Below are 22,454 nucleotides of genomic sequence, written 5' to 3'. Positions count from 1 at the left end.
GAATCAATGTAATAATCTAGAGAGCATCACATGTCTATTTCACTAGGGAATGCATTTATCAAAAACTTTCTTGGTAAAGCCCCCGACTGGTACAAAATTGCAATACTGTCATTTTTAGTTATTAACCCTTTTGTATTTTTCCTAATCGACCCATTTACTGCTGGTTGGTTATTGGTTATTGAGTTCATTTTCACACTGGCAATGGCTCTTAAATGTTACCCATTACAGCCAGGTGGTCTACTTGCCATCGAAGCGATTGCAATAGGAATGACAAGCCCTGAACAAGTAAAACATGAACTTGTGGCTAATATTGAAGTATTACTTTTACTTGTCTTTATGGTTGCTGGTATTTATTTCATGAAGCAATTGCTTCTATTTATCTTTACCAAAATTTTGATTGGCATAAAATCGAAAGCAGCTCTTTCTGTTGCATTCTGCTTTACTGCTGCTTTCTTATCCGCGTTCCTTGATGCTTTAACCGTTATTGCTGTTGTTATCAGTGTTGCTGTTGGCTTCTATGCTATTTATCACCGAGTAGCTTCTGGTCAAGGTGGTACTCCAAGCCACGATCATACATGTGATTCAAATGTAACCGACGAACTGACTCGTGATGACCTTGAAAACTACCGTGCATTTTTACGTAGTCTTCTTATGCATGCAGGTGTGGGTACTGCACTTGGTGGCGTAATGACCATGGTAGGCGAGCCTCAAAACTTAATCATTGCAGATCAAGCCGGTTGGATGTTTGGTGAATTCATTATTCGCATGCTACCAATCACTGCCCCTGTATTTATTTGTGGTATGTTAACGTGTTTTGTCGTTGAGAAATTAGGCATCTGTGGCTACGGTGCAAAACTTCCAGAAAACGTACGTAAAATTCTAGAAGAATACGATGCGGAAGAAAGCAAAAACCGCACAAATATCGATAACGCTAAATTAATCATCCAAGGTTTAATTGCAGTATGGTTAATTGTAGCACTTGCTATGCACCTTGCAGCTGTTGGCCTAATTGGTCTATCTGTTATCATTTTAGCGACGGCATTCACTGGTGTTATTGAAGAGCACTCAATGGGTAAAGCGTTTGAAGAAGCATTACCATTTACCTCACTGCTTGCTGTATTCTTCGCGGTTGTTGCGGTAATCATTGATCAAGAGCTATTTAAACCTATTATCGACGCTGTACTTGCAGTTGAAGATAAAGGCACTCAACTTGCGCTTTTCTATGTTGCGAACGGTTTACTGTCAATGGTATCGGATAACGTATTCGTAGGTACCGTTTACATTAATGAAGTAAAATCGGCATTATTAGATGGTGCGATTACTCGTGATCAATTTGATCTATTAGCGGTAGCGATCAATACAGGTACTAACTTACCTTCTGTTGCGACACCAAATGGTCAAGCGGCATTCTTGTTCCTATTAACATCAGCTCTAGCACCGTTAATTCAATTATCATACGGTCGTATGGTATGGATGGCATTGCCATATACGATTGTCTTGGCTCTTGTTGGCTTATTCGGTATTGTATTCTTCCTTGAACCAATGACTGCAATGTTCTACGATTTAGGTTGGATCACACCAGGTGTCATTGAAAATGCAACTTCTGCGGTTTCTAGTGGTCATTAAGAAGGTATAATCACTTTTGATATGAAAGGCTCTGTTTATACGGAGCCTTTATTTTTTATTAAGGAATAATTAATGCAAGCCCTCAACCATTTCTCCCGCATTCGCTTATCTTGGCTGCTATTGCTTCTTTGTATTGCTGCTTTTGAAGCTGCAGCTCTTACTTTTCAACACGTCATGAAATTACCACCTTGTGTAATGTGTATTTATGAACGTGTTGCTATGATGGGAATTGGTGGTGCCGCAATTATTGGATTATTAAACCCAAATAATCTCATTATTCGCTGGTGTGGTTTTGTTGCTTGGGGGATCAGTGCAGGATGGGGATTAAAGCTCGCTCTTCAACATGTGGATTTCCAATTAAACCCATCGCCTTTCGCTACCTGCGATTTATTCGTCACCTTCCCTTCATGGGCACCACTCAACAAATGGGCGCCATGGATGTTTGAAGCGTATGGTGACTGCAGTAAAATTGTATGGCAATTCTTAACGCTAACTATGCCTCAATGGTTAGTTATTATCTTTGCTGGTAACTTAGTGGCTTTGGCTATTTTTGTTGTTGCTCAATTTTTTAATAAGAAATCAGCCTAACAACCTTTTGATTTGACACAAAAAAGCCATCAATCAGTTGATGGCTTTTTTATTCTATTTTTTACTAAGAAATAGCTTCGTGTTTATTTACCACAACACTTCTTAAATTTCTTACCGCTTTCGCACGGGCAAGCATCATTACGGCCCACATCTTTATATGGATTTACCTTTTGGCCTTTATAGCCAATTTGGTATTCATCCGCAGCCATTGCTACTTCTTGTATCATAAAATCAATTTTCGGTAACATCTGCTCTAGCGTTGGGGGGGTATCAATTCCCGCTTCAGCCATTTGACGATGCGTTTCTTCTTCATCAACCGCAAGCATCATAGTAGTTAATAGCGCTGATAGCATACGGGTTGTTCCATCAGCTACGTTAAGATCAGCCCATAACTCTTCAACCGTTGGCCATAACGTCATAAAACCTTCAGCAAAGTCAGCAACATCATTAAGGTTATCAAAATTTACAACCTCAGTAACTTCATATTCATGACGCTTAAGTAACGTATATTGATGTTCAATTTGTTGAGAAACTGGTTTTATCATTTCAAGCGCATTATCAGCACCTAGAAGATCTTTTAACCATACTTCAGGGTCTAATGGCTTGGTTGCCATATTCGCGGCAAGTATCGCCCCCTCAAGAAAAAGGCCAGAACAGGTTAATTCGATACCATTTGGCTCAATTAATTGGTACTTCATGATTTATTCACTTCCGAAATTAAGTTTTCGGCGTAGTATAGCGCAAATCATTATCAGAGCCTAAGTGCCATTATCATTAATTTTTTGCTGTCGAGATACATTATGAAAAAAAATCGAGGGTTTACCCTAATTGAATTAGTTGTTGTTATTGTTATTTTGGGAATTTTAGCTGTGATTGCCGCGCCAAAGTTTTTAAATTTGCAAGATGATGCTCATAAGTCTAGAGCTGATGGTGTTTTTTCTGCCTTTACTGCCGCAGTGAGTATGTATCATGGCGCTTGGATCTTACAAGGGGAACCATCTGCAAGTTCAGGTGTTAGCGTTATTTTTTCTGACGAAACCATTTACCCATCAAATGAAGGATTTCCATTAGGTACAACTTATCATGGTAAAATTACAGGTGAAGGTTGTGGTGAAATATTTAGGTCTCTTCTGAATACAGACTTTACTACTGAACCTTATTTAAATGGAGGAATGTTTCCTACTGATGTTGATATGAAGTATTGGTATAACAGTTCAAATGAATGCCTTTATTATTACACATCAAATATGGACGATAATACCAATAAAGGTTATACCATGCGTTACTCAGTAACAACTGGTGAAACTGTTGTCGAGTTTACAAACTTTCCAAAATAAGTGACATAGCCCACCTTTCCCCCTACAATCCCACCTCCAATAAAAGAGGTGGGATATGCAAGTAATACTAGGCCCGATGGAGGGCGTACTCGATCACTTAATGCGTGAGCTATTAACCGAGATTAATGACTATGATTTCTGCGTTACTGAGTTTGTTCGCATCGTAGACCAGTTGTTACCTCCACACGTGTTCCACCGTATCAGTCCAGAGCTACTCAATGGCAGTAAAACACAATCTGGTACTCCTATCCGCGTACAACTACTAGGACAAGAGCCTAATTGGATGGCAGAAAATGCCGTGCGTGCTATTGAACTCGGCTCTGATGGTATTGATCTTAACTTTGGTTGCCCAGCAAAAGCGGTAAACAAAAGTCGAGGCGGGGCAGCGTTATTAAAAGATCCTGAGTTAATTTATCAAATCGTAAAATCATGTCGCGATGCCGTTCCAAGTGATAAAAAAGTCACAGCGAAGATCCGTTTAGGTTGGGAGAACCCAGAGGAGTGCTTTGCTATTTCTGATGCCATCAAACAAGCAGGTGCTAGTGAATTAACTATTCATGCCAGAACTAAAGTCGATGGTTACCGTGCAGAAGAAATAAAGTGGGATTACATTAATCAAGTTCGCCAAAAAGTCGATATCCCAATTATTGCCAATGGTGAGATTTGGAATTATGAAGATGGGCAACGTTGTATTACCGCAACTGGAATTGATTCATTAATGGTATGTCGTGGTGCATTCAACATTCCTAACCTAGGTAATGTTGTAAAACACAATCACACTAAGATGCCATGGCCAGAAGTGGTCGCACTTTTAATTCATTATTCAAAATTGCAAATGGCAGGTGACAAAGGCCAGTATTATTCAAACCGAGTAAAGCAATGGTTAGTTTATCTTCGCCAAGAATATACTGAGGCAAAGGAGATTTTTATGGATATTCGAAGCCATAAAAAATCAGACCCTATCGTTGCAAGACTGCACCAAGAGCTAGAAAAAGTAAGCTAACCCTTTAATGCAAATATAAACCGAGTTTATGAAAAATAGACTCGGTTTTTTCCTTCTTGTTTTGCTTTATAAAGAAGATCATCTGCTTTTTTGATGACATGTTCAAATGAGAAGTCTTGTCGAGAATCAATTACTGCAACACCTCCTGAGACAGTAAAGCCACCTTTAACCACTTTACCTGAAGAGTCTTGAATTGATTTTCTCACTCTCTCGCAAATATTTTCTAAACTGGCTCTTGATTCTGCATTAATACAAACCACAAACTCTTCACCACCAAATCGTGAAACAATATCGCTATCACGCACACTTTTATTCAGGATTTTAGCGACATATATAATAGCCTCATCGCCAACATCATGACCAAATATGTCATTAATTTGTTTAAAATCATCAATATCATACAAAGCAAAACCAACATACTTCTTAACCACCCGATCTTGTAAGCTCATTTCAAAGCCTCGGCGGTTGTATAAACCCGTCATTGGATCTTGTTTTGCTAAGTCGCGATAATAGCGCTGAGATAAATGAGTTTGATAATAAAACATCGATAAAACAGCAAGAATATAGGTTACAAATATCAAGGTTAACGATTTAATATCGTGGGTCAAAAAACTAATTAGTTCTTCTTTTATTGAGCTTTTGTAATATAGAAAGTAGGTAAAATCAGTATCCTCTAGTGTCACTGGCTGCATAAAACGATACTGTTCAAATCGTTCATACTGATCACTCTCTAATAGCTGAATATGCTTTGAGACATCATTATTTGAACGTAACAATTTCTCAACCGACAAATCAATAACTAATACCCCCTTAAAGAAGTCTTTATAATAGATCGGTGTAGAAAAGGTGAGAACTTCTAAACCATCAAAAAAAGCATCTGTATAAGGTGGTGTAAAGGTGATATGTTTTTGATTTTTATTATTCATACTGTTTTTCCAGTATGGTCGAGAATAGATAGTATCTAATGTTTGTTTCGTTAAATTTTCTGCGATTTGCTTTGGTGATGAAATAATATAATCGTATTTAGAGATAAAGTAGATACCATGGAGGTACTTTTCATAATCATGGATAAAAGAAATAACGGGGGCAAGAATCACCTTCTTAGAGGCAATCTCATGAAGCTCAGAGCTTGGCTCACACAACACTTCAGAACCTGCAATACTGTAATCTAAACGGCTATTTGGTACAGAAACATCTTGATTCGCCATTACTGCACTTTGATCAGTACTCGGACGAATAACACAAAGACCAGCCTGTTCATCTAATTCGAAATTATGATTATAAAAATCACCTGAGCTTTGTTTATAAAGCTGAGATAAATTGTAATCAAGCGAAATCATTACTTTAATTGAACGCTGTAAAGAATCAATAATACGTTCATACTCTCGGTTTACTTGTCGTTGAACCGACCCAATATGATTATCTAAAACAATGCTTAGCAACAACACTAAAAATAGTGTTGGTATAATAAAAATATGTTTTAAATTAGATTTCGGCATATATAAATTATTTAACAGAAAATGAACAGACCATAATACCTATTTCTTTACTGAATATCTCGCATAAACACTTCTTTTTACATTTAACTGACAGTGATACCAATACCAGTAATTAGATAATTTATTTATGCTTGGTATTGGTATTAATTTCTACAAGAAACATTCAGTTACTAACGAACAATTTGAGAAAGTACAGAAATGCCAGACTCAGAAAATGCTTTTGAAGCCACCATATTTTCAATCTCTTGTGAGTCATAGCGTTCACCGTCATAAACCACGACAATACTTTCATCTCCTGATTGTAAAAAATTAGTTTCGCCAAACTCTGTGTATCGTGTCGCTCCAATACTAATGATTGCTTGTTCTGGATAATTTGCATCAGATAAATATAAGGCTAGATTTTCAGCGGGACCTTCATCTTTCTGGTTATTCATTCGGTCAATCATCCACTCATTCAATTGTTCATGGAAATAGCTGTAATCAATCGCCGCACTGTCTTCTCCATATCGATTTATTTGACCGTTACGAATATGAAAGCTTGCAATACGGTAGGAGTCTAGCTCACACCCTTTGGTGAACGAGGTTAACTCAATAAAGTCTTGTGAGAGCCCTTTGGTATTTTCACCCCAGTTTTTCTTCTCACTTATCTTTTTTGCATTGGGCTTTCTAATTGAACAATCATTGTATGCCGCAAACTTCACAGGGGTTAAGGCCACCACTTTATTATCTTGATAAGTGATATCAAAAACGATCGCGATCTCTGGTTCAATTTGTAGATTATCAGCATCATTAGGTGGAATAATAGAATCAGACGACAAAGGATATTGAGATAAAAATCCTGCTTGTTGAGATGGAATATAAAAGGGAAAAAGTGCTTTTGGTTGAATGGCATTTTCAACTTTCACATTTAAAAAATCAGTTGCTTCCCCTGCTTGCTCCAGGTGCCCAGCAAAGTTACCAGCTACACCAAAACCCACCGCATGTTTAAATGTCATATTGCCTTCTTAATTATTCTAAAAGTAACGTTAAGAAGGCACCTTAATTTATTCTTTAACTCTATTCGATGATACGGATCTAGTTTTATGATTTCTTTACTTTTCTACGACGTTTAAATTGTGGTTTTGTCGGGCTTTTCAACGTTTTTAATGATTCTGGTACCGGACCTTGCTGAACCCTTTGCATAAAATTTAGGACTTTGGTTTCTAATTCATACATAAAAGGACGATATGCGCAGGTTTTTTCTGTCATTCCTTGCAGCTGAAACTCCCAATGTGCTGTCATATCTGGATAAGTCGCCTCATTCGGTAGCGCATGAATTAAGCCTTTACCGGCCTCACTCGCATGAATATTTTTACCATTTCGAGTTAATAGTTGGCGTTTAAATAAAGTATCTAATATCCCTGCTCGTGTGGCCTCTGTTCCTAATCCATCAGTATCTCTTAATATCTTTTTCAGCTCTTTATCTTCAACAAAGCGTGCAATTCCCGTCATGGCTTGAAGCAAGGTCGCTTCAGTAAAATATTTTGGAGGCTCTGTCATCTTGTGTTTTATTTCACCTTCACGACACGTATGTACTTCGCCTCTTTTAAGTGGAGGAACTTTATTCGCTACATCATCATCGCCATTTTGCGCTTGAGCTTTACCCAGTAATACTCGCCAACCTGCAAACAACATCTGCTTGCCTTTGGCTACAAATACGCCCCCTGCAATATCAAACACCAACTCAGCTTCGGCATAAACAGCAGCAGGATAAAACTGCATTAAATATTGTCGTGCAATAAGATGGTAAACTTTCTCTTCAAACCCCGACAACCCTGCTGAGCCACTTGATTTAGGGGTTGGAATAATTGCATGGTGAGCATCTACCTTACTGTCATTCCATGCTCGTGATTTCAACGTTAAATCGGCATTGGTTACTGCACTAGATAATTGCTTATCGTTATTACCAATTGCAGCGCATACTTGTTCACGCTGCTTATAATGGTCTTTAGGTAAATGACGGCTGTCTGAGCGTGGGTAAGTAATTAATTTGTGTTTTTCATACAACGCCTGACACGCATCTAATACTTGCTGCGCACTTAGGTTATAACGCTTTGAAGCATCTATTTGTAATGACGATAACGAATAAGGCAAAGGCGCATTTTGCTTGGTTTCTTTATTTTCAGCTTTAGTGACTGTTGCTGGCTGATTCGCAATTCTCTGAGTCACGTTTTCTACCAATTTTAGACTAAGCACGCGCCCTTCTTCATCTTGCCATTGCTGACACGCTTCACTTGGCTTCCACTTCGCTCGAATATCAAACGCTTGTCCGTCATTCAGCTGAGGATTTTGATAAGGAATTAACGCATCTAAGGTGAAATACGCTTTAGGCACAAAATTAGCAATCTCTTCATCACGGCGGGTCACTAAACCTAATACGGGCGTTTGTACACGGCCTACGGATAAGACACCTTGATAACCACCACGTTGACCTAATAAGGTATAAGCACGAGTCATGTTCATGCCATACAACCAATCAGCACGAGAGCGTGCTAAGGCAGAAATAGAGAGAGGAATAAACTCTTGATTACTTCGCATTGACGTTAATGCACGTTTTACTGCCGGTAAATTTAAATCGCTAATCAATAACCGTTGAGTCGCGGCTTTTTTGGTTTTAGACAGTTTTAAATAATCCAAAACTTCATCAACTAATAACTGCCCTTCTCTATCAGGATCGCCTGCGTGAACTACTTGAGAAGCGGTTTTCAGTAACTTTCGGATCACCGTTAATTGTTTACTCGATGATTTTCTTGGACGAAGCTGCCACTGCTCAGGAACAATAGGTAAATGCTCCATACGCCACGATTTGTATTTATCATCATAAGCATCAGGCTCAACTTGCTCTAATAGGTGACCAATACACCAAGTTACAATGTCGCCATTACCACATTCTATGTAACCTTGTTGACTCTTCTGTGGCTTTGCTAGACCCGCGGCAATCGCTCGACCTAAACTCGGTTTTTCTGCAATAAATAATCGTGACATAAAAAAGTGCTGATGTTGTGAATAACATCAGCACTATACCTGTATAAATAGACAGTTATCAAGTTTTGTTGCCTAACTTGTTGGAATTTTAGCTTAAAGTTTTGCGGCTAGTTCAACCCCTTGACGGATTGCTCGTTTCGCATCCAATTCACCGGCATGCTCTGCACCACCAATAACGTGATGCTCAATCTTTTCTGAGGTTAATATTTCAACTAAGTCATTGACGGATACTTGGCCTGCACACATTAAAACATGATCAACATCGAGCAGCTTAACCTCTTCATTTTGACGAATATACAAACCTTCATCATTCACTTTTAAATATTCAACACCTGCTAGCATATGTACACCACGTTTTTGTAAGGTGCGTTTATGGATCCAACCCGTCGTTTTGCCTGGACCTTTTCCTATGCTGCCTTTTTTACGCTGCATCAACCATACTTCACGAGTCGTTTGATGTGTTTCTTGTGGTTTTAAACCACCTTCAAATTCTATATTTTTATCAATATCCCAATTTTTTAACCACGCATCTAATGTATGATCTTCAGGCTCGGTAATCATAGTTGCAACATCAACACCAATACCACCAGCACCAATCACCGCCACTTTTTTACCAAGCTGAGGTTGGGTCTTAATGTAAGTTTGGTAATCAATCACTTTTGGATGATCGCTTCCTTCTAACTGTGCTGCTCTTGGCTTAACGCCTGTCGCCACGACCACCTCATCAAACTGGCGCAGTTCATCCATTCCAACGGTATAATTCAACTTAACGATAATGTTCTTATGATCTAGTTTATTGGAGAAATAACGAATGGTTTCTTTAAACTCTTCTTTACCTGGGATCTGCATGGCTAAATTAAACTGACCACCAATACGATCACTTCGCTCAAATACTGTTACTCGATAACCACGTTCGGCCGCTGATGTCGCACAAGATAAACCAGCCATTCCTGCACCAATCACTGCAATTGACTTCACTTTTTCAGTAGGAGTAAGTACTAATTCGGTTTCATAACAGGCTTGAGGGTTAACTAAACAAGTGGCTCGCTTAGCTTTAAATACATGGTCCAAACAGGCTTGATTACAGCCAATACAAGTATTAATTAATTCTGATTTGTCTTGCTCGGCTTTATTTACAAATTCAGCATCCGCTAAAAATGGACGCGCCATTGACACCATATCGGCCTGTCCCGATGCTAATATATTCTCTGCAACTTCAGGTGTATTAATGCGATTACACGTCACTAAAGGAATAGAGACTTTATCTTTTAATTTTTCTGTCACCCAACTAAATGCCGCGCGTGGCACTTGAGTCGCTATGGTTGGTATTCTGGCTTCATGCCAACCAATCCCGGTATTTAAAATTGTCACACCGGCTTTTTCTAACGCTTGAGCAAGTTCCACCACCTCATCAAACGTGCTGCCTTGTTCCACTAAATCAAGCATAGATAATCGGAAGATAATAATAAAATCAGTACCTACTTTTTCACGTATCGCTTTAATAATTTCTAACGGGAAGCGTATTCTATTTTGATAATTACCGCCCCAATCATCATATCTCATGTTTGTTCTAGCACAGATAAATTGATTAATGAGATATCCTTCAGATCCCATTACTTCAATACCATCGTAATTGGCTTGTTTTGCATAATGCGCACTATTAGCAAAATCATGGATAGTTTTTTGAATTTGGCGCTCACTCATTTGGCTTGGAATAAACATACCTATCGGTGCTCTAATGTCAGAAGCACTCACCGCTAAAGGATGCATCGCATAGCGACCCGCATGAAGAAGCTGAAGGGCAATTTTTCCGCCATTATCATGTACAGCACGAGTTAACGCTTTATGTTTCTCCGCTGCACGAGAAGAGCTAAACTGCGCACTAAAGGGCGTTAAACGCCCACGAAAATTAGGTGCAAAACCACCAGTAACAATAAGCCCAACACCACCTTTTGCCCGCGCGGCATAAAAAGCTGAGAGTTTTTTAAATCCATCATTACTCTCTTCTAATCCAGTATGCATAGAGCCCATTAAGACTCGATTCTTTAATTGGGTAAATCCCAAATCTAACGGCTGAAATAGGTGTGGGTACGTCATAACAATCCATCGCTTTATAATTATTGTGGTCTGACCAGAATAGTAGTTATAAGCTTATGCTACAATTGTACATTTACAAATATGCAACATTCGTCAATATTTTTATTTAAATCCATTAATGACAACAATTCTCATTTAGATTAATTTAGTCTAGTTACTTTCTAGTTCAGTTAGCGTAGGATAGTGACAGAGTTCAAACTAATAATAAGGAACAATATGAAAGGGTTATTCCACTTCATAGGAAAATGTTTTAAAGCCATATGGAAGTTACTTTCCTTTACCCGTCAACTGGTATTAAACCTATTTTTTCTTGCTTTTGTGGGAGTGATTGCATTCACTTTCCTAGCCAGTGATGAGTCTAACGTTGAAACTCAACAAGTTGAGAAGAAAGCGTTAATCCTTAATTTATCAGGTCCCATTGTTGAAGAGAGTAAATTTCGCGAGCCATTAGAGCGTGTTACCTCTGATTTATTAGGCAGCCAAAAATCACAAGAAAATGTCTTATTTGATATTGTCGATACTATTCGCTTTGCGGCTTATGATGACAATGTTTCTGGCTTAGTACTTCATTTAAAAGAAATGAATGAAACCAGTTTAACCAAACTTCGTTATATAGCAAAAGCCATCAATACCTTCAAAGCAGCAGGTAAACCGGTTTACGCGATTGGTGATTACTACAATCAAAGCCAATATTATTTAGCAAGTTACGCTGATAAAGTCTTTATGGCACCTGATGGTACGGTTCTATTACGTGGTTACGGTGCTTATACGCTGTACTACAAAGACCTACTTGAAAAGCTGAATGTATCTACACATGTTTTCCGTGTAGGAACGTACAAATCAGCGGTGGAACCGTATCTTAGGAATGACATGTCTGATGCGGCAAAAGAATCGACATCAGTATGGCTGACTCAATTATGGGATGCCTACTTAGATGACGTTGCTACTAACCGCCAAATTGATGCAAAAACGTTAACCATGCCAATGGAGCAATTCATTGCAAAATTGAAGACGGTTAATGGTGATTTATCACAAATGACAGTAGAGCTCGGTTTGGTAGATAAACTAGCTACACGACAGGAAGTTCGTAAAGATCTCATTGAGCAATTTGGTTCAAATGGCTACGACAGCTTTAAACAGATCAGCTATTACGATTATCGCCCGCAAGTTCGCCCTGCGATCATTCCTAATGCTCAAGATATTGCGGTTGTTGTCGCAAGTGGAGCTATCATGGATGGCACTCAACGCCAAGGCACTGTTGGTGGAGACTCTACAGCAGCACTACTTCGTCAGGCTCGTGGTGATGACAACGTAAAAGCAGTTGTTCTACGAGTTGACAGCCCTGGTGGTAGTGCTTTTGCTTCTGAAGTGATCCGTAATGAAGTCGACGCACTAAAAGAAGCAGGGAAACCTGTGGTTATTTCTATGTCGAGTGTTGCAGCCTCTGGTGGGTATTGGATCTCTGCAAGTGCGAATAAAATCATTGCTCAACCAACCACCATTACAGGCTCAATTGGTATCTTTGGTATTTTAACCACCTTTGAAAAAGGCTTAAATAAAATGGGGATCCACAGTGATGGGATCTCAACATCTCCATTTAATGGCGTTGGCTTAACTCGCCCGTTAAATGATGATGTAGCTCAAGTAATGCAGTTAGGTATCGAGCATGGTTATCAGCGCTTTATTAAACTAGTGAGTGATCATCGAGATCTATCCTTAGAAGCGGTTGATAAAATAGCACAAGGTCGTGTTTGGACAGGTAAAGACGCACTAAAACATGGTTTAGTTGACCAATTAGGTGATTTTGATGATGCTGTACATGCAGCAGCTCAATTAGCCAAGATGGAATCCTACAACTTGTACTGGGTTAAAGAGCCACTATCTCCAATGGAGCAATTTCTTGAAGAGTTAAGCATGAGCTTTAACGCCAATATCAAGACAGAATTATTTTCACTTGCTCCCGAAGCATTGCAACCGACCATCAGCAAAGTTGCAACAGACATCAACATGTTGAATAACTTTAATGATCCAAAAGGGCAATATCTCTTCTGTTTGAACTGTAGCAATCTTTAAAAGCATGACGAGCCCGACACATGTCGGGCTTTCTTTATGCCAAATGCACAGTATAATCGCACCACCTCCCATAACTCTGTACCGTTGTTATTATGGAAAGAAAACACATTTACATCGCCTATACAGGCGGCACAATCGGCATGTTGAAATCTGATGATCATGGTTATGTACCAGCATCAGGGTTTATGCAACATCAACTAAAACAAATGCCTGAGTTTCACCGTGCAGAAATGCCTATTTTCACCATTCACGAATATGAGCCACTGATTGACTCATCTGATATGACGCCTGAAGATTGGCAACGCATTGCAGATGATATTCGTGCTAACTACGATAAATATGACGGATTTGTGATTCTTCATGGTACGGATACCATGGCCTACACTGCCTCAGCACTTTCATTTATGCTTGAGAACCTTGGTAAACCAGTTATCGTTACTGGCTCTCAAATTCCTCTTGCTGAGTTACGCTCTGATGGTCAAAGCAACTTATTAAACGCTTTACACATTGCGGCGAACTACCCTATCAACGAAGTGACGTTATTCTTTAATAACAAGTTAATTCGTGGCAACCGCAGTACAAAATCACATGCTGATGGCTTTGATGCCTTTTCATCACCAAACCTGCCACCACTGTTGGAAGCGGGTATTAATATTCAAATTAATGGTGCTGAAATTAATAAACAACCTGAAGGTGCATTCACGGTTAATGACATTACCCCACAACCTATTGGTGTAGTAACCATGTATCCAGGAATTTCAGCGGAAGTGATTAAAAACACATTACGCCAACCTGTTAATGCCATGATCCTTCTGACTTTTGGGGTAGGTAATGCACCACAAAACCCAGAACTTCTTGCACAATTAAAAGAGGCTTCTGAGCGTGGTGTTGTAGTTGTTAACTTAACTCAATGTTTATCAGGAAAGGTAAACATGGGAGGTTATGCTACAGGCTGTGCACTCGCTGAGGCAGGTGTTATCAGTGGTTATGATATGACTCCTGAAGCGGCTTTAGCGAAGCTTCATTATATTTTAAGTAAAGATCTGCCTTATGAGACCATGCGTACCATGATGCAGCAAAATTTACGTGGTGAGTTAACTCACTGATCTTCTAGTAACGTTGATTGATTCTAATAAAAAGGCTTCCCTGATACTCTCATGGGAAGCCTTTTTTGTTCTATTAACTAATGCAATTAACGCTATTTAGAATTTTGAGATTATTTCTTTTCGTTAAGAATTATACGCAATGTACGACGAAGTGGCTCTGCGGCACCCCACAGTAATTGGTCACCAACGGTAAAGGCATTTAAGAAATCGTTACCCATCGACATTTTACGTAAACGGCCAACAGGAACTGATAACGTACCAGTCACTTTTGCTGGAGTTAGCTCTTGAGCGGTAATGTCACGTTCATTTGGAATAACTTTAACCCAATCATTATGCGTAGCGATGATTTCTTCAATCTCATCCATCGGTACATTTTGTTTCAGCTTAATTGTTAATGCTTGAGAGTGACAACGCATTGCCCCAATACGTACACAAGTACCATCAATCGCAATTGGAGAATCTTGCAAACCTAGGATCTTGTTTGTTTCAACCGTTGCTTTCCATTCTTCTTTACTTTGACCATTTTCACGCTTCACATCGATCCAAGGGATCAGGGAACTAGCCAATGGCGCACCAAATTCCGACGTTGGGAATGAATCAGAACGAATGGTTTCTGCTACTTTTCTATCAATATCTAAAATAGAGCTAGAAGGGTTTGCCAATTCAGACGTTACACAATCATTCACTACACCCATTTGAGAAATCAATTCACGCATATTCTTCGCACCAGCACCAGAGGCTGCTTGATACGTCATTGCACTCACCCACTCAACTAAACCAGCTTTATATAGCCCGCCCAACCCCATTAACATTAAGCTTACTGTACAGTTACCACCAACATAAGTATTTGTGCCTGCATGAATACCTTGCTGTATTTGGTCAAAGTTAACAGGATCAAGTGTAATAATGGCATCATCTTTCATGCGCAGTGTAGAAGCAGCATCAATCCAATACCCTTTCCAACCCGCTTGGCGAAGTGCTGGATACACCTTCTCTGTATAACTCCCTCCCTGACAAGTAATAATTGCATTCAACTTTAACAATGATTGAATATCAAATGCATCTTGTAATAAACCGGCGTCCTTTCCAAGGTTTGGTGCTGGGATACCTACTTGTGATGTGGTGTAAAATACAGGCTCAATATGGTCAAAATCACGTTCTTCAACCATACGTTGCATTAAAACTGAACCCACCATTCCACGCCAGCCGACTAAACCTACTCTCATTGTACTCTCCCTGTTAATACTAAAAATATGAAGTCTCTACCCCATCTATATGATGAACAGAAGAAAATCTCAAGCACTATTTGCCTTACTCTCTCCATTTTACATTGAAAGTTTTATTTACATTTTAATTTATCCTTCAAGATAAACGCGCAAAAAAACAACACATAAAAAATTAACTTCTCTCGTTATCAAATTAAAACTTAACATAAATAACACTTTTAGCCACTTGAACTAACTTAGCAATCTAATACCTTATAAACCAATAATTAATAATATTTACATTGCGTTACACTTCACAAAATTTCACAAATCAATCATTATGCAAACGATTACCCTGCCTTTGAGTTAAATAACTCCCATTAAATCAATACATACACTAATTTTATAATACAAAATAAAAACATTTAATTAATTGAAAACTAAATGGACATTAAATTAAAACGTAAATTTAACCATTTCATTACCTTAAACTTAGTCTATTAACACCGCTAGAGATAAGAATCACAAATCAACCAGAGTTAATCGATCTCTTGTTGATCATAAGGTAAAGTGCATCTCGTTTAGAAAACACAATCCCTTATCGTATGAATATTATTCATACATACAAAAAAGAGGCTTTTTACATGAAGCAAGCAACGACAAAGTTACCTTCGCTGACGCAGGTAATTATATCTTTAGGGCTATTTCTACTACTTGCCTTTTCTTTCACGGCACAACTTGATCTACCTATCCAATTAGCTCTTTACATTGGTTGGTTCATTATTATTACTTTAGGTATTAAGTTGGGTCATGATTACAAATCTTTAGAAAAAGCAGCCCTAAATGGCATCTCCAATGGACTAGGAGCGGTATTAATTCTCTTGGCTGTAGGTGCTTTAGTAGGTACTTGGATTTCTGGCGGTATTGTTCCAACCATTATTTATTATGGTTTGAAAGCCATTCATCCTTCTATCTTCCTTCTTGCAACAATGATCATCTGTTCATTAACAGCTCTTGCGACAGGTACCTCTTGGGGTGCTGCAGGTACCGCTGGTATTGCAATGATGGGAATTGGACAAGGTCTTGGGGTTCCTGCGCCAATTACTGCTGGTGCGGTTCTGTCTGGTTGTTACTTCGGTGATAAAATGTCACCACTGTCTGACTCTGTAATTCTTGCTTCTTCTATGTCTGGTGTAGAAGTAATGGAACACATTAAAGGCATGCTTCCTGTGGCGCTAATTAGTTACGTTATCACAGGCATTATGTTCACCGCATTTGGTTTCCATTTTGCTGGTAATGTGGACATGAGCCAAGTTGATTCTGTTATCTTAGCAATGGAAGAACAATTTGTAATCTCTCCATTCTCATTTGTTCCTGTGGTTATTGTTCTTGGCCTACTGGCAATGCGTATGCCTTCTTTCCCAGTAATCAGCTTTGGTTCACTACTGGGTATTATCTGGGCGGTAATGGTTCAAGATATTGACTTCTTAACGGCATTTAACACAGCCTGGGCTCCGTACTCAATTTCATCAGGTGTTGAGTTTATTGATGCGATCCTAAATCGTGGCGGTATGTCTTCAATGCTTGGTTCTGTAGCTGTTATCGTATTTGGTTTGGGTTTTGGTGGTTTGCTGGATAAAGTTGGCGTACTAGAAACGGTTGCTAAACTATTTGAAAAACGCGTTCAAGGTCCTGGTTCACTAGCAACAAGTACGATTGCTACCGCTTTCTTTGGTAACATCTTTGGCTCTGCGATGTATGTATCACTTATTCTTACTCCAAAGATCTGTGCGAAAAACTACGACCGTTTAGGCTATAAACGTAAGAACCTTTCTCGTAACGCAGAATTTGGTGGTACGCTAACCTCAGGTATGGTTCCTTGGAGTGATAACGGTATTTACATGGCAAGTATCCTAGGCGTTGCTACCTTATCTTACGCACCATTCATGTGGTTAAGCTTCGTATGTATCATCGTTACGATTGTGACATCTTACTTCGGTTGGTTTGTTGATAAATGTGAACCAACCATCACAGCAGAAGAAACTGATGAAGCTATTGCAGTAGAAACAAAAACAGCATAATTACCTCATCTCGCTCAATAAAAAATGCCAGTGATTACGTCACTGGCATTTTTGTATCTAACGGTTAAATTCTTATGTGGCTAATTAATGATACTTATTGAAATTGATATAATTAAACAACCGTTTTCTTTATTGCAGCTCGTTTACCAAGGAAATAACCCAGACCTAAAGGAGCAAAGAAAATCGCTAAGATAAACAAGATAAAGTAAATGATGGTACTTTTAATCAAATCAATCACTTTATCTACCGCCAATGTCAGCACATCTTGTGATACTTTATCTAGGTCTTGAGTGAATTTTTCACGCTCTTGAGACACAATAATGGCAATCGCCTTACGCTCTCTCTCAACCATATTTACGAGCTCTTGGCGTTCACGAGCGACCATAATTTCTAAAGCAACACGTTCCGCACTAAGCTGATTTAATTTATCATCCGTTTTCATATCTAAATCATCAAGCAGTGGTTGTAATTGCATGCTCATTTGTTCTGCTAGATTTTGCATATATTCTGGATTATTTTTCACAAAATCTTGGAATGACTCAGAGGTATGACGCAAACTCTCCATCGTTTTATTTATATCATTCGCATTCACGTTGCTATTCATGGCGATCAATTGCGCTTTCCAGGTCATTATCTTTGGCGTTTGCTCAGAAACTAAACCTAAACGATCAGACACATCACCTAATGCCTCTGGCATTGTTCCTAACGTTGCTACCGCTTCTGTTTCATCAATATTTTGATGTGCTAACCACGATTTTAAAGCGGGGGTTCTACGCATCATTAAGCTATCAAAAGGGTGCTCTGCAACGAACCCTTTAATAAAATCTTGAGCATCACTAAACTCTGAACTCGGCAATAACTTTTCTGCCATGTTCTTTATGTCATTGTTCAATAATTGGCTTGTTTGAAAATCCACATCCCCCTCAAATAAACCCGAACCTTTTCCTTCTGGTGAGTAGAATTGTTCCATTTGTGCAGCAAAGATCCAAGTATCGATTAACGCAATTTTTGGAGATACTTGATATGCAGCTTGTTGAAGTCCTTCTTCTGCATGGATTTTCCATAACAAAACATATGATTGATGTAAGGTGTCGTCTTTAGGGTACGTCGCTGAGATTTCATCCGCAGTTGATTCCACCTCACTAAAGAAGTGCTTGCTGTACTCACGGGTTAAAATACGAGTATTAAGTTCTGCCGTTGTTAACGGTTCTGATTGAGACTCTATTTTAAGCTCAAGTAGAGAACACCCATTAAGTAGCAAAACAGACAAAACGATAGAAAAGAATTTAGAAGCAAAAAGCTGAGAGGTGTAGTTCATGAACAACCCTACCTAAACCAAAATTTTATAATTAAAGGATAGATAGGGTATCATTTTGCAAAAATCAAGTTATCAAATATTTGAGAACAAATCGCCAATTATGATTAAATTAACACATTGATCTTTGACAACATAATCACTCGTTATGATTCAGAAGAACCTAAACGTCGTGTTAATTGATCTTTTAAGTTAGGTGGCGTGCCCTTAATGGTCAAAGTATCTGTTTCTGGATCATAGAAAACACGTTCCCCTAATAGCATCGCGTCAAAGTTTAATGATAAACCGCCACCGGCACCAACAAACTTCGTTAACTTACGCATTGCAGTACGATCAACAGGGAAAGACTCCTCAAGTTCATACCCTTGCTCTTCCGCAAACTGATAAAAGTTAGAGCCTGATTCAGACGTAGGTAGCTCACCTGATAATTCTTTAAGTGTTAACTCTTCACCAGCTTGAAGCTGACCATTGCAATAATCATAAACTTGTTTACGGTATTGTTGTTTTTCGTCTTTTTCTAAACGTTCGTCAGCACAGAAATCTTCAACCGCTTGCATTAACACTTGATTTTGAACCTTAGTATCCATACCTACATCGGCTTGTAAAAAATCTAGGAAGAAATCAGAAACTTTACGCCCAACACGTCCTTTAATGAACGTCAGGTAACGATTTGAATCCGCATTAGTTTCCCACGTTGATAAATCAATACGCGCTGCAATATCCATTTTCGCGATATCAAGGTAATCCGTAGAACTAATGTCTAGCTGTTCCGTTACCTTCATACTTTCGTTTGATGGTAATACTGCAACAAATAGATATTCTGTTGCCAGTGATTGATATTCAGCAATCACTAAAATACCTTCTTCAGCAAATGGATATTTGATCAGCTCTGATTTTAATTTTTCTGCCGATTTATTACTGAATTCTAAAAATGGCGTTTCATTCTTACGAACAGAACCTAGCCAATGCCCAAACTCACTCTCAGTCTTGAATACACCAAAGCCTTTGCCTGCTTTAGAGTTAAAGACACGATGCAATTCAGAAACTAATGCTTCAGTGAACTCTTCGTTCTCAAGAGTTTGATTTCGTAGACAAACTTCGAGTTCATCTTGCTCATTTTTTACTAATTTATGTAAAATTACGTTTGAAAGGGTTAAACTCATAATAGAAAAGGTTTTTAGTTGACGTACATAGTAGGTTATCATAAGCCGCTTTCACTATCATTAACTGAAAAGACTTATGGCTATTAATACTTCGAAATACAGTAACAAACAAATTGAACAAATGTTAACAGAGATGGTCGATGTACTTGATAAACATCGTGCACCAGCGGATCTATCTCTAATGTTGGTTGGTAACATTGCTACAAATGTACTAAACCAAGAAGTGCCAGCAGAACAGCGTAAAATCATCGCTGAGAAATTTGCTCAAGCGCTACTTAGCTCATTAGATACACCAAAAACTCACTAAGAGCGAGAATTCAATTACCATGGTTGATAGCGGAAATACCTACGGCGAAAAAGTTTCCAAGTTAATTACTTGGGGTCACTGGTTTAGCTTTTTCAATATCATTGCTGCAATGCTTATTGGCTCTCGTTATATCGCGCAATCACCATGGCCTGAAACGCTACTTGGGCAGACCTATCTGGTATTAAACTGGGTAGGTCACTTTGGCTTTTTGGTCTTTGGGTTTTACATTCTTGTACTCTTCCCTCTGACCTTTATTACACCATCTCAACGCTTAATGCGAATTTTAAGTGTCATTATAGCAACTGCAGGTATGACGTTACTGTTGCTGGATACTTATGCTTATCAAACTCTTCATTTACATATCACACCATTAGTTTGGGATATGTTACTGAACAATGATAAATCAAATTTAAACACTCAATGGCAATATTTGTTTATTTTGGTTCCCGTAATGTTCCTACTTCAACTTTCTCTTTCAGAGTGGGTATGGAATAAATTGCGTAAACTTACTCATAAACATGTTGGTCGCCCTTTTGCGATCACTTTTGCTGTTGCGTTTATTGGTAGCCATTTAATTCATACATGGGCTGATGCTTCAGCTTATGGGCCAGTAACGGCTCAACGCGCGACCTTTCCACTTTCTTATCCAATGACCGCCCGTTCGTTTTTAGAAAAACACGGTTTTATTGATCGCGATGCATTGGCAAAACAAATTCAAGAAGAAGGAACGGGCGGCGCAAAAGAAGCAATGCGTTACCCGCTTGAGCCTATTAAATTCAAAGAAAAACAAACTGGCTATAATTTACAGATTATTATGATCGACAGCCTTCGTGCTGATACCTTAAATCATACTGATACACCAAACTTAACTCGCTTTGCTCAGAATAACCTGAATTTCAATAATCATTACAGTGCCAGTAATAACCCAACCAGTTTATTTGGTTTATTTTATGGTTTACCTGGTAACTACGTTGATAACTTTAGAAACTCAGAAATCGAATCACCAATATTAACGGAATTACATAAACGTAATTATCAGTTTGGTTTGTTCAGTGGTGATGATTTTACCTCATCAATCTATCAACAAATTATCTTTACTAAAGGTGAGATCGGCGAACCTAAAGAAAAAATGTCTGATAGAAAAGCAATTTCTCAATGGAATGATTGGTTCAAAGCACAGACACCTGACAAACCATGGTTTAGTTATTTAGAACTGACCTCTGTCTCTGAATATGACGCAACTAGTCCAATATCAACAGAAAACTCAGATCAAAGTGCTTTTGAAGTTAACTACCGTAAAGCGGTTAAAAAAACCGATCAGCAACTTAAAGCAGTATTGAACGCATTAAAACAATCTCCTGACTGGGAAAAGACCATTGTTGTGATCACATCAAATCATGGTATGGAATTTGATGAAACTAATACCAATAGCTGGGGTTCAAGTACCAACTTTAGTCAGTACCAATTACGTGTCCCAATGTTAATTCATTGGCCGGAAGTTGAGCCTGAATTAATTATGACTCGTTCAAGCCATTTAGATTTAGCACCAACCTTGATGGAATCATTCTTAAAAACAACGACATCAGCAGAAAGTTACAGCAGTGGTTTAAATTTATTAACTCAAGATAATGAGCGTAATTGGTTATTAGCAGGTGACAGAAAAAACATCGCCTTAATTACAGATACAAACACTGTCGTTATCGATACGTTTGGTAATTATAAAGTCTATGACGAAAACTATAATCGCCTGACAGATGAGAAACCAAAACTCTCCTTACTCATGCAAGGCATTTCAGAGTTGAAGCGGTTTTACCATCCTAAAAAATAAATAATAAAAAATCCCTTTCCCATAAAGGGATTTTTTATATCTACCATTTAAGAAAAACAACGTCTAATTCCCACTGTTTTAAATAGAAAAAACAACTTAATGAGTTAAAAATAAAGCACAATGCACAAAAATAGCGCAGTCAGTCATTATTTTTAATTTTATCCTTTACAAGAAGTAAGGATATTACTATTATTCACCGCAC

17 protein-coding genes are annotated in these 22,454 nt (G+C 38.5%); 9 read left to right on the top strand and 8 right to left on the bottom strand.

Annotated elements, in window-relative coordinates:
- Window positions 1-30 precede the first annotated feature (30 nt).
- The gene (gene nhaB / locus PVK71_RS19365) at window positions 31-1,626 is read left to right on the top strand and encodes a Na(+)/H(+) antiporter NhaB (protein ID WP_130046054.1); all 1,596 of its coding nucleotides are present in this window, start codon (window positions 31-33) and stop codon (window positions 1,624-1,626) included.
- Between the two features lie 72 nt (window positions 1,627-1,698).
- A complete protein-coding gene (gene dsbB / locus PVK71_RS19360) occupies window positions 1,699-2,214 on the top strand; it encodes a disulfide bond formation protein DsbB (RefSeq protein WP_130086135.1) in 516 nt (171 codons plus the stop codon).
- Between the two features lie 83 nt (window positions 2,215-2,297).
- Here the strand turns inward: dsbB and PVK71_RS19355 are convergent, their stop codons facing one another.
- Window positions 2,298-2,912: an SEC-C metal-binding domain-containing protein gene (locus PVK71_RS19355; RefSeq protein WP_274420930.1), complete on the bottom strand. Its 615-nt coding sequence runs from the start codon at window positions 2,910-2,912 to the stop codon at window positions 2,298-2,300.
- 102 nt (window positions 2,913-3,014) lie between these two features.
- Here PVK71_RS19355 and PVK71_RS19350 point away from each other — a divergent pair, with 102 nt between their 5' ends.
- Together PVK71_RS19350 and dusC are read left to right on the top strand one after the other, a co-directional pair.
- Window positions 3,015-3,551 (top strand): type II secretion system protein, encoded by a 537-nt coding sequence (locus PVK71_RS19350; RefSeq protein WP_274420932.1) that lies wholly within the window; start codon window positions 3,015-3,017, stop codon window positions 3,549-3,551.
- 55 nt (window positions 3,552-3,606) lie between these two features.
- Window positions 3,607-4,554 carry a tRNA dihydrouridine(16) synthase DusC gene (gene dusC / locus PVK71_RS19345; protein WP_274420934.1) on the top strand — a complete coding sequence of 316 codons (948 nt, stop codon included), beginning with the start codon at window positions 3,607-3,609 and terminating at the stop codon, window positions 4,552-4,554.
- 26 nt (window positions 4,555-4,580) lie between these two features.
- Here dusC and PVK71_RS19340 read toward each other — a convergent pair whose 3' ends face one another.
- The 4 genes from PVK71_RS19340 to PVK71_RS19325 form a co-directional block, all read right to left on the bottom strand.
- Complete coding sequence (locus PVK71_RS19340; RefSeq protein WP_274420936.1) at window positions 4,581-6,053, bottom strand: sensor domain-containing diguanylate cyclase; 1,473 nt, start codon at window positions 6,051-6,053, stop codon at window positions 4,581-4,583.
- Window positions 6,054-6,223: 170 nt separating this feature from the next.
- Window positions 6,224-7,048, bottom strand: a complete 825-nt coding sequence (locus PVK71_RS19335) for a DUF5718 family protein (RefSeq protein ID WP_274420937.1) — start codon at window positions 7,046-7,048, stop codon at window positions 6,224-6,226.
- A gap of 85 nt (window positions 7,049-7,133) precedes the next feature.
- The gene (locus PVK71_RS19330) at window positions 7,134-9,077 is read right to left on the bottom strand and encodes a DNA topoisomerase III (RefSeq protein WP_274420939.1); all 1,944 of its coding nucleotides are present in this window, start codon (window positions 9,075-9,077) and stop codon (window positions 7,134-7,136) included.
- Window positions 9,078-9,170: 93 nt separating this feature from the next.
- Window positions 9,171-11,174 (bottom strand): NADPH-dependent 2,4-dienoyl-CoA reductase, encoded by a 2,004-nt coding sequence (locus tag PVK71_RS19325; protein ID WP_274420940.1) that lies wholly within the window; start codon window positions 11,172-11,174, stop codon window positions 9,171-9,173.
- A 216-nt stretch (window positions 11,175-11,390) separates the two neighbouring features.
- Here PVK71_RS19325 and sppA point away from each other — a divergent pair, with 216 nt between their 5' ends.
- Both sppA and ansA read left to right on the top strand, forming a co-directional pair.
- Window positions 11,391-13,247, top strand: coding sequence for a signal peptide peptidase SppA (gene sppA, locus PVK71_RS19320; protein WP_274420941.1), 1,857 nt, complete (start codon window positions 11,391-11,393; stop codon window positions 13,245-13,247).
- A 92-nt stretch (window positions 13,248-13,339) separates the two neighbouring features.
- Entirely contained in the window at window positions 13,340-14,353 is a 1,014-nt protein-coding gene (ansA, locus tag PVK71_RS19315; protein ID WP_274420942.1) for an asparaginase, read from the top strand.
- A gap of 110 nt (window positions 14,354-14,463) precedes the next feature.
- On the opposite strand, the gene asd is transcribed toward ansA, so the two are convergent.
- A complete protein-coding gene (asd, locus tag PVK71_RS19310) occupies window positions 14,464-15,579 on the bottom strand; it encodes an aspartate-semialdehyde dehydrogenase (protein WP_274420944.1) in 1,116 nt (371 codons plus the stop codon).
- 623 nt (window positions 15,580-16,202) lie between these two features.
- Here asd and nhaC point away from each other — a divergent pair.
- Window positions 16,203-17,639: a Na+/H+ antiporter NhaC gene (gene nhaC, locus PVK71_RS19305; RefSeq protein ID WP_274420946.1), complete on the top strand. Its 1,437-nt coding sequence runs from the start codon at window positions 16,203-16,205 to the stop codon at window positions 17,637-17,639.
- A 112-nt stretch (window positions 17,640-17,751) separates the two neighbouring features.
- On the opposite strand, the gene PVK71_RS19300 is transcribed toward nhaC, so the two are convergent.
- Together PVK71_RS19300 and yejK are read right to left on the bottom strand one after the other, a co-directional pair.
- Window positions 17,752-18,957 carry a chemotaxis protein gene (locus PVK71_RS19300; protein WP_274420948.1) on the bottom strand — a complete coding sequence of 402 codons (1,206 nt, stop codon included), beginning with the start codon at window positions 18,955-18,957 and terminating at the stop codon, window positions 17,752-17,754.
- 143 nt (window positions 18,958-19,100) lie between these two features.
- Window positions 19,101-20,117, bottom strand: coding sequence for a nucleoid-associated protein YejK (gene yejK / locus PVK71_RS19295; RefSeq protein ID WP_165367181.1), 1,017 nt, complete (start codon window positions 20,115-20,117; stop codon window positions 19,101-19,103).
- A 76-nt stretch (window positions 20,118-20,193) separates the two neighbouring features.
- Between yejK and PVK71_RS19290 the strand changes: the two genes are divergently transcribed.
- Complete coding sequence (locus PVK71_RS19290; RefSeq protein ID WP_130046040.1) at window positions 20,194-20,424, top strand: YejL family protein; 231 nt, start codon at window positions 20,194-20,196, stop codon at window positions 20,422-20,424.
- Between the two features lie 19 nt (window positions 20,425-20,443).
- Window positions 20,444-22,252 (top strand): DUF3413 domain-containing protein, encoded by a 1,809-nt coding sequence (locus tag PVK71_RS19285; RefSeq protein ID WP_274420950.1) that lies wholly within the window; start codon window positions 20,444-20,446, stop codon window positions 22,250-22,252.
- The last annotated feature ends 202 nt before the right edge of the window (window positions 22,253-22,454 follow it).

Source organism: Aliivibrio sp. S4MY1, assembly GCF_028765545.1.
Classification (GTDB): domain Bacteria; phylum Pseudomonadota; class Gammaproteobacteria; order Enterobacterales; family Vibrionaceae; genus Aliivibrio.
Note: the sequence above shows the minus strand (reverse complement) of the source record. Positions and strands in the feature narration are given on the sequence as shown.